This window comes from Actinacidiphila sp. bgisy160 (assembly GCF_965342435.1).
Lineage (GTDB): Bacteria > Actinomycetota > Actinomycetes > Streptomycetales > Streptomycetaceae > Actinacidiphila.
Window position 1 is genome coordinate 124,470 of the sequence record NZ_CBDRCM010000016.1, and the last position, 8,971, is coordinate 133,440.

An 8,971-nucleotide genomic window follows, 5' to 3' on the forward strand; every position below is an offset into this window, starting at 1 on the left:
TGAGTGGGCGCGCGCCCGGCGTGTCCGGGCCGTGCGGACTGCGGGGCGAATGGGGCTGATGATTTTCCCGGGATTTTGCGAGACACCGGGGACGGGAACCCGCGGTTTGTGCGTTCCTGCTTTCGGATCGACATCGGTCCGCCCCCCGGCGCACGCCGGAGCGGATCCGCGCCGTAAGCTGTAGCGGTACTCAATCGCCGGATCTCGGGCGATACGTCCGGAGAGTCGGTTCGAGTGCCGGGACGGCCGGGAGCAGGAATTATAGGAGCGGCGTGTCCGAAATTGGGTGTAATGGGCTATCGGTGTAGAACGGGGGATGTGACGGCAATGGCTCTGTGGACCCCTGGGGAGAAAGCACCCACCGCCCGCACACCGGGACGTCCACGGTGACCGGTCTCAAGCCCGAGGCGCGGGCTGTCACGGCGCCGGACCCCCATTCACGTGCCGTCCTCGACAAGGCGGCCCGCGAGAACTTCCCCGTCGCACCCTTCTTCGTACCCCGCTCCTGGCGCGCCGACCTGATGGCCGTCTACGGCTTCGCCCGGCTCGTCGACGACATCGGCGACGGTGACCTGGCCGACGGCGGCCGCACGGACGCCGTACGCCTGGGACTGCCCGCGGAGGCGGCGGGGGACCGCCTCGCCATGCTCGACGCCTTCGAGGCCGACCTGCGCCGGGTCTTCGACGCGGGCCCCGACGACGTCCGCCACCCTCTGCTGCGCGCGCTGCTGCCCACCGTCCGGCGGCACGGCCTGACGCCCGCGCCCTTCCAGGGCCTGGTCGAGGCCAACCGCCAGGACCAGGTGGTCCGCCGCTACGCCACCTACGAGGACCTCCTCGCCTACTGCGAGCTGTCGGCCAACCCGGTCGGCCGGCTCGTGCTCGGCATCACCGGCACCGCCACGCCCGAGCGGATCCGCCGTTCGGACGCGATCTGCACCGCGCTGCAGATCATCGAGCACCTCCAGGACGTGACCGAGGACCTCGGCCGCGACCGTATCTACCTGCCCGCCGAGGACATGAAGCGCTTCGGCGTCACCGAAACCGATCTCACCGCCGCGACCGCGGGCGCACAGGTGCGCGCACTCGTTGCGTACGAAGCGGAACGCGCCCGAGACCTCCTGAATGAAGGCACCCCCTTGGTGGGTAGCGTCCACGGCAGGCTCAGGCTGTTGCTCGCCGGGTTCGCCGGAGGAGGCCGCGCCGCCTTGCGGGCGATCGCGGACGCGGGGTACGACGTGCTGCCGGGTCCGCCGAAGGCGGGCAAGTTCAGCCTGCTGCGCGAGGTGGGGTCGACATTGCGAAGAGAGGGGTGAGCCGGACTGTGAACGGCTCCGATCGCATGTCCGGACCGGTGCTCGCGGCCTACCGCTACTGCGAGGTCGTCACCGGCCACGAGGCCCGGAACTTCGCCTACGGCATCCGGCTGCTGCCCACCCCCAAGCGGCAGGCCATGTCCGCCCTGTACGCCTTCTCCCGGCGGGTGGACGACATCGGCGACGGCGACCTCGAACTCCCCGAGAAGCAGCGGCGGCTGGACGGGACCCGGGCCCTGCTCACCCGGATCCGGGAGGGCGTCGTCACCGACGACGACACCGACCCGGTGGCCGTCGCGCTCGCCGACGCCGCCCGCCGCTTCCCGATCCCCCTCGGCGGGCTCGAGGAGCTGATCGACGGCGTGCAGATGGACCTGCGCGGTGACACCTACGAGACCTGGGAGGATCTCGCGTCCTACTGCCGGTGCGTCGCCGGGGCCATCGGCCGGCTCTCGCTCGGTGTCTTCGGCACCCTGCCCGGCGCGCCCGGCCGGGAGCGCGCCGCGGAGTACGCGGACACCCTTGGGCTCGCCCTGCAACTCACCAACATCCTGCGGGACCTGCGTGAGGACGCCTCCAACGGACGCGTCTACCTGCCCGCCGACGACCTCGCGAAATTCGGCTGTTCCGACGGGTTCCTCACCGACACCCCGCCGCCGGGGTCCGACTTCGCGGGCCTGGTCGAGTTCGAGGTGAAGCGGGCCCGCGCGCTGTTCGCCGAGGGGTACCAGCTGCTGCCCATGCTGGACCGCCGCAGCGGTGCCTGCGTCTCCGCCATGGCCGGCATCTACCGCCGCCTTCTGGAGCGCATCGCCGCCGATCCCGAGGCCGTCCTGCGCGGCCGGGTCTCGCTGCCCGGTCATCAGAAGGCGTATGTCGCGGCGCGCGGCCTCGCCGGTCTCGACGCCCGACGTGCCGCCAGGGGGCGCGTGTGACACCCGCCCCATCGGCCGTGGGCCTCTTCCTCCGCACCGGCAAAAGCACCGCAACCGGCACGGGAGCGGCAGCGTCACGGAAAAGCGCCGTTTTCCGCCGCCGTGAGGCAACCGCGGTCATGCCGGAGGCGTCACTGTCGGCAACGGTGCGCCGCTCCGCGCGCGGCGGCACCCGGGGGAGGACGCATGGCTGAGCGCACTGCCGTCGTGATCGGCGGCGGGCTCGCGGGCACGACGGCGGCACTGGCCCTGGCCGACGCCGGACTGCGCGTCACCCTGCTCGAGGCCCGGCCCCGGCTGGGCGGGCTCGCCTTCTCCTTCCGGCGCGGTGACCTGACCGTCGACAACGGCCAGCATGTCTTCCTGCGGTGCTGCGTCGCCTACCTGCGGTTCCTGGAGCGCATCGACGCGGCCGACCTGGTCACCCTCCAGGAGCGGCTCGACGTGCCGGTGCTCGACGTGGCCACCTCGCGGCCCAGGCTCGGCCGGCTGCGCCGCGCGGGGCTGCCCGTACCGCTGCACCTGGCCGCCAGTCTGGCCACCTATCCTCACCTGTCGCTGGCGGAGCGGGCGTCCGTCGGGCGGGCCGCGCTCGCGCTGCGCTCGCTCGACCCCGCCGACCCGGCGCTGGACGCCGTCGACTTCGGCAGCTGGCTGCGGGGGCGCGGCCAGTCGGCCCGCACCGTCGAGGCGCTGTGGGACCTGGTCGGCGTCGCGACGCTGAACGCCACGGCCGACGAGGCGTCACTGGGCCTGGCAGCCATGGTCTTCAAGACCGGGCTGCTCTCCGCGCCGGGCGCGGCGGACATCGGCTGGGCCGCCCGGCCGCTCGGCGAGCTGCACGACGACCGCGCCCGCACCGCCCTGGACAAGGCCGGCGTGCGGACGTTGCTGCGTGCCCGCGCCACCTCGCTCACCCGCACGGACGCACCCGAGCCGGTACGGTCCGCCGACGGCGGCCCGAGGGGCGACGGCCCGGTCTGGGAGGTCGAGGCCGAGACCGGACCCGGGCGCGCCGAGCGCTTCACGGCCGACACCGTCGTCCTGGCCGTGCCGCAGCACGAGGCCCACGGGCTGCTCCCCACCGGCGCCCTGGAGGACCAGGACGCGCTGCTGCGCATCGGCAACGCGCCGATCCTCAACGTGCACGTGGTGTACGACCGTCAGGTCCTGCGGCAACCCTTCTTCGCCGCCCTCGGCAGCCCTGTGCAGTGGGTCTTCGACCGCACGGAGCACTCCGGCCTGACCGGCGGCGGACAGTATGTCGCCCTGTCCCAGTCGGCGGCCCAGGAGGAGATCGACCTCCCCGTGGCCGAGCTGCGGGGGCGCTACCTGCCGGAGCTGGAGCGGCTGCTCCCGGCCGCGCGGGAAGCCGCCGTACGGGACTTCTTCGTCACCAGGGAACGGACCGCGACCTTCGCGCCCGCCCCCGGTGTCGGCGCCCTCCGCCCGGGACCTCGTACCCGCGCGCCGGGTGTCTGGCTCGCCGGCGCGTGGACCGCCACCGGTTGGCCCGCGACGATGGAAAGCGCGGTCCGCAGCGGTTTGCAAGCCTCCCGAGCAGCTTTGACCGCACTCCGCCATCCCTTCGACCCACGTACCTTCGCAATCGAAGGCCTGGAGCCGGTATGAGCATCACCAGTGCAATCAGAGGAGAGAATGTGACCGCTGGCAACGAGCAGATGACCGCGGGCGTCGACAGAGAGACCGTGGCCGCGCTGCTGGAGCGCGGCCGCGAGCTGTCCACGCCGGTGCTGCGCGCCGCCGTGGACCGCCTCGCACCCCCGATGGACACCGTCGCCGCCTACCACTTCGGCTGGATCGACGCCGCGGGCAACCCGTCCCACGGCGACAGCGGAAAGGCCGTACGCCCCGCACTCGCGCTGCTGTCCGCCGAGGCGGCGGGCGCCGCACCCGAGGTGGGAGTCCCCGGCGCGGTCGCCGTGGAGCTGGTGCACAACTTCTCGCTGTTGCACGACGACCTGATGGACGGTGACGAGCAGCGCCGCCACCGCGACACCGTGTGGAAGGTGCACGGCCCCGCCCAGGCCATCCTGGTCGGCGACGCGCTCTTCGCCCTCGCCAACGAGATCCTGCTGGAGCAGGGCACCGTCGAGGCCGGCCGGGCCACCCGGCGCCTCACCACCGCCACCCGCAAGCTGATCGACGGTCAGGCCCAGGACATCTCCTTCGAGCACCGCGAGCGGGTCACCGTCGAGGAGTGCCTGGAGATGGAGGGCAACAAGACCGGCGCCCTCCTGGCCTGCGCCTGCTCCATTGGCGCGGTGCTCGGCGGCGCCTCCGAAGCCGACGCCGACGCCCTGGAGGAGTACGGCTACCACCTCGGCCTGGCGTTCCAGGCCATCGACGACCTGCTGGGCATCTGGGGCGACCCGGCCGCCACCGGCAAGCAGACCTGGAGCGACCTGCGCCAGCGGAAGAAGTCCCTGCCGGTGGTCGCGGCGCTGGCCGCGGGCGGCTCCGCCTCGCAGCGCCTCGCCGAACTCCTGGCAGCGGATGCGAAGGCCTCGGATTCATCCGACCGTAATGATATCGAGTCCTTCGACGAGGAAGAGTTCGCGACGAGGGCGGCGTTGATCGAGGAGGCCGGTGGCCGGGAGTGGACCTCCCGGGAAGCCCGCAGGCAGTACGCCACCGCGATCGCCGCACTCGACAAAATGGACATGCCGGGAGAAGTTCGCCGTAAGCTCGTGGGCCTGGCGGATTTCGTGGTGGTTCGCGAGAAGTAAGGACACAACTGGAGCGCAGTACGTCGCCGGCCGGGCGCGCGTGACGGCCGACGGCAGCCCCAACACCGCAGACAGAACGACTGTGCAAAGGGGAAGCCATGACAGCGACGACCGACGGCGGTTCCGGGGGCGAGGCGGCCCCCGGGACACCCTCGGCCAGAACGAAGGCCTCGGGCGCGATCCCGGAACCGGCATCAGCCGCCGAGCCCGGCGGGGACACCGGAACGACCGAGGAGCTCGCGGCCGAGGCCGCGCGCCGGGCAACCGGCCACCTGCTGGCGCGTCAGCATCCTGACGGCTGGTGGAAGGGCGACCTCGAGACCAACGTCACGATGGACGCCGAGGACCTGCTGCTCCGTCAGTTCCTCGGCATCCAGGACGAGCGGGTCACCGAGGCCGCCGCCCGCTGGATCAGGTCCCAGCAGCGCGACGACGGCGCCTGGCCCACCTTCCACGGCGGGCCCGGCGACATCTCGGCCACCGTCGAGGCCTACGTCGCGCTGCGGCTGGCCGGGGACGCCCCGGAGGAGCCGTGGATGGCCGCCGCGTCGGCCTTCGTCCGCGAGCAGGGGGGGATCGCGCGGTCGCGGGTCTTCACCCGGATCTGGCTCGCGCTGTTCGGCTGGTGGCGCTGGGAGGACCTCCCGGAGCTGCCCCCCGAGCTCATCTACCTGCCCAAGTGGGTTCCGCTCAACATCTACTCCTTCGCCAGCTGGGCCCGGCAGACCATCGTGCCGCTGACCATCGTCGGAGCCCACCGGCCGGTACGGCCCGCCCCGTTCACCCTCGACGAACTGCACACCGACCCCGCGCGGCCCAACCCGCCGGTCCCGCGGGCGCCGCTGTCCAGCTGGGACGGGTTCTTCCAGCGGGTCGACCGGGCCCTGCACGCCTACCGCAAGGTCAGCGTCCGTCCGCTGCGGCGGGCCGCGATGCGCTCGGCGGCGCGCTGGATCATCGAGCGCCAGGAGAACGACGGCTGCTTCGGCGGCATCCAGCCGCCCGCCGTGTACTCCGTCATCGCTCTCCACCTGCTCGGCTACGACCTCGACCACCCCGTACTGCGCGCCGGACTGAAGGCGCTGGACGAGTTCGCGGTCTGGCCGGACAAGGACACACGGATGATCGAGGCCTGCCAGTCCCCGGTCTGGGACACCTGCCTGGCGACCATCGCGCTGGCCGACGCGGGCGTCCCCGCCGACCACCCGGCACTGGTCAAGGCGGCGGAATGGATGCTGGGGGAGCAGATCACCAAGTCCGGCGACTGGGCCGTGCAGCGGCCCGGCCTGCCCTCCGGCGGCTGGGCGTTCGAGTTCCAGAACGACACCTACCCGGACATCGACGACACCGCGGAAGTGGTCCTCGCCCTGCTCAGGGTCGACCACCCGGACCCGGAACGGCTGAAAGCCTCGGTCGACCGCGGGGTCCGCTGGAACGTGGGGATGCAGTCGAAGAACGGCGCCTGGGGCGCCTTCGACGCCGACAACACCAGCGCCTTCCCCAACCGGCTGCCCTTCTGCGACTTCGGCGAGGTCATCGACCCGCCGTCGGCCGACGTCACGGCCCACGTGGTCGAGATGCTGGCCGCCCTCGGTCTGGAGCACGACCCGCACACCCGGCGCGGCATCGACTGGCTGCTCGCCGAACAGGAGCGCAACGGTGCCTGGTTCGGCCGCTGGGGCGTCAACTACATCTACGGCACCGGATCGGTGGTCCCGGCCCTCGTGGCGGCCGGGCTGCCGGCGTCCCACCCCGCGATCCGGCGGGCGGTGGGCTGGCTGGAGTCCGTGCAGAACGAGGACGGCGGCTGGGGCGAGGACCTGCGCTCGTACTCCTCCGACGAGTGGATCGGCCGCGGCGAGTCGACCGCCTCCCAGACGGCCTGGGCCCTGCTGGCCCTGCTGGCGGCCGGCGAGCGCGACGGCGAGGCCGTGGAGCGCGGGGTGCGCTGGCTGGCCCGGACCCAGAACGAGGACGGGTCCTGGGACGAGCCGTACTTCACCGGCACCGGCTTCCCCCGGGACTTCTCCATCAACTACCACCTCTACCGGATGGTCTTCCCGCTCACCGCCCTCGGGCGCTACGTGCGCGGCGAGCCGTTCGGCGGGCTACGGAAGGGGGCCTGATGGGGCCGTCCGGCCCACCTCTGCTCATCGTCTGCGCGCTGCGGGTGGAACGCTTCGCCCTGCGCGGCGGCGACCGCAGCCACGCCGCCGGCCCGGTCGCCTTCGTGCGCACGGGCATGGGGCCGCAGGCCGCGGAACGCGCCGTCACCGCCGCGCTGCGCGACCCCGTCCTGGACACCGCCGCGGTCCTCACCACCGGCTTCTGCGCCGGGCTCGCCCCCGGGATGCGGCCGGGCGACGTGGTCGTCGCCGACGAGCCGCATGACGGGGAATCACTCGCCGCCGCCCTCAAGGCGGCGGGACACACCGTGCACGTGGGCCGGCTCGCCGAGTCGGACCACGTCGTACGCGGCCCGGAGCGCGCGGCGCTCCGGGCCACCGGTGCCGTCGCCGTCGACATGGAGTCGGCGGCGATGATGCGGGCCGCGCTCGCCCGGGGTCCACGCCCGGTCGCCGCGGCCCGCGTGGTCGTCGACACGCCCGAGTTCGAGCTCGTGCGGGTCGGCACGCTCCGCACGGGGATCACCGCTTTCCGCGTGCTGAGGGACCTTCTTCCTGCCTTTCTCGATTGGCACCGCTCTACCGCGCTCCCCTGGAGGTGAGCTAGATGGCCATGCCACTCCGACAGTCCATCAGGGTCGGCACCTACCTCTTCGAACAGAAAATGCTCCGCAGGCGCGAGAAGTTCCCGCTCATCGTCGAACTCGAGCCACTTTTCGCGTGCAATCTGAAATGCGAGGGCTGCGGAAAGATCCAGCACCCGGCGGGCGTGCTGAAGCAGCGCATGCCGGTGGCACAGGCCGTGGGCGCCGTCCTGGAATCGGGCGCGCCGATGGTGTCGATCGCCGGCGGCGAACCGCTGATGCACCCCCAGATCGACGAGATCGTGCGGCAGCTGGTGGCCAAGCGGAAGTACGTCTTCCTCTGCACCAACGCCATGCTGCTGCGCAAGAAGATGGACAAGTTCACCCCTTCGCCCTACTTCGCCTTCGCCGTGCACATCGACGGACTGCGCGAGCGGCACGACGAGTCGGTCGCCAAGGAGGGCGTCTTCGACGAGGCGGTGGAGGCGATCAAGGAGGCCAAGCGGCGCGGGTTCCGGGTCACCACCAATTCGACCTTCTTCAACACCGACACCCCGCAGACCATCATCGAGGTGCTCAACTTCCTCAATGACGACCTGCAGGTCGACGAGATGATGATCTCGCCGGCGTACGCCTACGAGAAGGCTCCCGACCAGGAGCACTTCCTGGGCGTGGAGCAGACGCGCGAATTGTTCAAGAAGGCCTTCTCGGGCGGCAACCGCAAGAAGTGGCGGCTCAACCACAGCCCCCTCTTCCTGGACTTCCTCGAAGGCAAGGTCGACTTCCCCTGCACCGCCTGGGCGATCCCCAACTACTCCCTGTTCGGCTGGCAGCGCCCCTGCTACCTGATGAGCGACGGCTACGTGACCACGTACAAGGAGCTCGTCGAGGAAACCGACTGGAGCAAGTACGGCCGCGGCAAGGACCCGCGTTGCGCCAACTGCATGGCGCACTGCGGGTACGAGCCGACCGCCGTCCTGGCCACGATGACCTCCCTCAAGGAGTCCATCAGGGCGACCCGGGAGACCGTCACCGGCAACCGCGGGAAGTGACGTCGCGATGACAGCTGTCGAGCCCGTGTCGCTCGGCCTGCCCTCCGTACCGGCCCGACCGCTCGCGGAGCGCCGCCGTTCGCGGCGCATCCAGGTCGGGCCGGTGGCGGTGGGCGGCGACGCCCCCGTCTCGGTCCAGTCCATGACGACCACGCTGACCGCCGACGTCAACGCGACCCTTCAGCAGATCGCCGAACTGACGGCGGCG

General features: G+C 71.8%; 8 protein-coding genes. All 8 read left to right on the forward strand.

Annotated features, from left to right (window positions below; translation table 11 throughout):
* Positions 1-386: 386 nt before the first annotated feature.
* Positions 387-1,316 carry a squalene synthase HpnC gene (hpnC, locus tag ACRWNP_RS16080; protein ID WP_431961906.1) on the forward strand — a complete coding sequence of 310 codons (930 nt, stop codon included), beginning with the start codon at positions 387-389 and terminating at the stop codon, positions 1,314-1,316.
* Positions 1,313-2,251: a presqualene diphosphate synthase HpnD gene (gene hpnD, locus ACRWNP_RS16085; protein ID WP_431961907.1), complete on the forward strand. Its 939-nt coding sequence runs from the start codon at positions 1,313-1,315 to the stop codon at positions 2,249-2,251. The genes hpnC and hpnD overlap by 4 nt, the downstream gene beginning before the upstream one ends.
* Positions 2,252-2,437: 186 nt before the next feature.
* Entirely contained in the window at positions 2,438-3,883 is a 1,446-nt protein-coding gene (gene hpnE / locus ACRWNP_RS16090; RefSeq protein ID WP_431961908.1) for a hydroxysqualene dehydroxylase HpnE, read from the forward strand.
* Entirely contained in the window at positions 3,880-5,001 is a 1,122-nt protein-coding gene (locus ACRWNP_RS16095; protein WP_431961909.1) for a polyprenyl synthetase family protein, read from the forward strand. Before hpnE ends, ACRWNP_RS16095 begins: the two co-directional genes overlap by 4 nt.
* A gap of 98 nt (positions 5,002-5,099) precedes the next feature.
* Complete coding sequence (shc, locus tag ACRWNP_RS16100) at positions 5,100-7,127, forward strand: squalene--hopene cyclase (RefSeq protein WP_431961910.1); 2,028 nt, start codon at positions 5,100-5,102, stop codon at positions 7,125-7,127.
* Positions 7,127-7,729 (forward strand): 1-hydroxy-2-methyl-2-butenyl 4-diphosphate reductase, encoded by a 603-nt coding sequence (locus ACRWNP_RS16105; protein WP_431961911.1) that lies wholly within the window; start codon positions 7,127-7,129, stop codon positions 7,727-7,729. The genes shc and ACRWNP_RS16105 overlap by 1 nt, the downstream gene beginning before the upstream one ends.
* Before the next feature lie 5 nt (positions 7,730-7,734).
* Positions 7,735-8,763, forward strand: coding sequence for an adenosyl-hopene transferase HpnH (gene hpnH / locus ACRWNP_RS16110; RefSeq protein ID WP_431961912.1), 1,029 nt, complete (start codon positions 7,735-7,737; stop codon positions 8,761-8,763).
* A 7-nt stretch (positions 8,764-8,770) separates the two neighbouring features.
* A partial coding sequence (locus tag ACRWNP_RS16115; protein ID WP_431961913.1) for a flavodoxin-dependent (E)-4-hydroxy-3-methylbut-2-enyl-diphosphate synthase occupies positions 8,771-8,971 on the forward strand: 201 nt, incomplete at its 3' end.

What these genes read in the sequence shown, in the direction of transcription:
- ACRWNP_RS16095 (WP_431961909.1), top strand. Translation starts at nt 3,880, where the DNA reads ATGAGCATCACCAGTGCAATCAGAGGAGAGAATGTGACCGCTGGCAAC.
- ACRWNP_RS16105 (WP_431961911.1), top strand. Translation starts at nt 7,127, where the DNA reads ATGGGGCCGTCCGGCCCACCTCTGCTCATCGTCTGCGCGCTGCGGGTG.
- hpnH (WP_431961912.1), top strand. Translation starts at nt 7,735, where the DNA reads ATGGCCATGCCACTCCGACAGTCCATCAGGGTCGGCACCTACCTCTTC.
- shc (WP_431961910.1), top strand. Translation starts at nt 5,100, where the DNA reads ATGACAGCGACGACCGACGGCGGTTCCGGGGGCGAGGCGGCCCCCGGG.
- hpnE (WP_431961908.1), top strand. Translation starts at nt 2,438, where the DNA reads ATGGCTGAGCGCACTGCCGTCGTGATCGGCGGCGGGCTCGCGGGCACG.